This window comes from bacterium (genome assembly GCA_024228115.1).
Lineage (GTDB): Bacteria > Myxococcota_A > UBA9160 > UBA9160 > UBA6930.
Genome location: JAAETT010000446.1, coordinates 1 through 1,633, shown reverse-complemented (window position 1 = coordinate 1,633; position 1,633 = coordinate 1). Strand labels below are relative to the sequence as shown.

1 protein-coding gene is annotated in these 1,633 nt (G+C 58.9%); it reads left to right on the top strand.

The annotated features are described in order from the left end of the window. Positions 1 to 264: 264 nt before the first annotated feature. Positions 265 to 1,419 carry a Fic family protein gene (locus GY937_19365; GenBank protein MCP5058866.1) on the top strand — a complete coding sequence of 385 codons (1,155 nt, stop codon included), beginning with the start codon at positions 265 to 267 and terminating at the stop codon, positions 1,417 to 1,419. Positions 1,420 to 1,633 lie beyond the last annotated feature (214 nt).

The following is a 1,633-nucleotide window of genomic DNA, read 5'->3' as shown; positions in this document are numbered from 1 at the left end:
TCAACCACCGGCGGATTCTCGAGCCGATTGGGAATATCCCGCCGGCAGAGTTCGAAGCGATGTACGATCAACAGCAGGAAGCGACCGCCACAGGGGCGGTGCTCAACTAACTGGGTCTCCGGAGAACCCGGGGCGGTTCACTCAGTTTTCTCCGCGTGGGGTGGGGGATAAGGGGGTAAAGGGGGGTTAAGTCCCGCCGAGCGACCCTCCAGCGGCACCAGAGGTCCCCCAGGGGTCATAGAATGTTACTTGCATACCTCTACGATGGTAGTTATTTTCTTTTATCTTGAGGTATTCCAAATGATATTCTCCACACCCAAGCTGACCCAAGAAGAAGATGAAGTCCTTGGAAAGGTCCGCGATCTGTGGTCACAGCTGCGCTTCATCCTGAAGAGCGGGCCCCATCGCTGGACCGGCTTTCTTCGCAGGTCCGCCTTGGCCCGAGGAATCCGCGGTTCCAATAGCATCGAGGGCCACAACGTCTCGGATGATGACGCGCTCGCGGCTGTTGACCAAGATGACCCGTTCGAGGCGGAGGTAGCTGACTGGCGAGCCGTAACCGGCTACCGGAACGCGATGACCTATGTCCTCCGAGTCGCCGACGATCCGCACACGACCATCGACGCGAGCCTGATCCGATCACTCCACTTCATGATGATCGGCCACGACATAGAGAAGCTCCCCGGAAGCTGGAGGCCTGGGGCGATCTTTGTCCGGAAGGAGGAAACGGGCGATGTAGTCTACGAGGGTCCGCCCGCTGAACTGGTGCCCGGCCTGATCGGCGAACTACTCGACTCCATTGCCTCCGACTCTCATTCCTCTTGGCTAGTCGAGGCTGCGATGGCGCACCTCAACCTGGCCATGATCCACCCATTCAAGGACGGTAACGGTCGTATGGCGAGGTGTCTCCAGACGCTTGTCATGGCGCGTGTAGGCGTCTACGACCCGATTTTCTGTTCAGTTGAAGAGTACCTTGGCCGGAACACTCCCGACTACTACGCAGTTCTGGAGGAGGTAGGCCAAGGCCGTTGGCAACCTTCACGAAGCGCCCATCCATGGATTCGCTTTATGTTGACAGCTCACTTCAGGCAAGCCACGACGTTTCTCCGGCGGCAGCAAGAAGTGTCAGGAGTCTGGGGTGATATCGAAGAGCTCCTAGCGGCGGAGAAGCTGCCGGACCGTGCCACAGCCTCGCTAGTGGAAGCCGCTTTCGGCCATCGGATTCGCAACAACCGCTACTGCGACCATGCGGACGTTCCCTCGCAAACGGCAAGCCGCGACCTCAAGGCGCTCGTCAAGAATGGGCTCCTTGAGCCGATTGGTGTGCGACGGGGGCGGCGCTATCAAGCAGGGGAGAAAGTTCGCGAGATCCGAAACCGCCACCGCTTCAAGAAGCCGGTCCCCACTCCCTTCGAGTGAGACCACGCCCGAGAACGAAAGATCCGAGACGCAGCATCGGACGCAGCGGTCACCCTCGAACGCTTCGCTGCAGCCTAACCCGAATAATTCATGAAGAAGTCGCGTTCCTGAATTGAAGAAGGCCCCAGTTGCGGTAGAAACGTGTTGCGACACGCGTTTCCCCTCAACAAGGGCCCCTTCATGAAGCCGGATACTACCGCACAGACTGTCACCT

Excerpts from the sequence above, each read along its gene's own strand:
- GY937_19365 (MCP5058866.1), top strand. The coding sequence starts at position 265 with ATGGTAGTTATTTTCTTTTATCTTGAGGTATTCCAAATGATATTCTCC.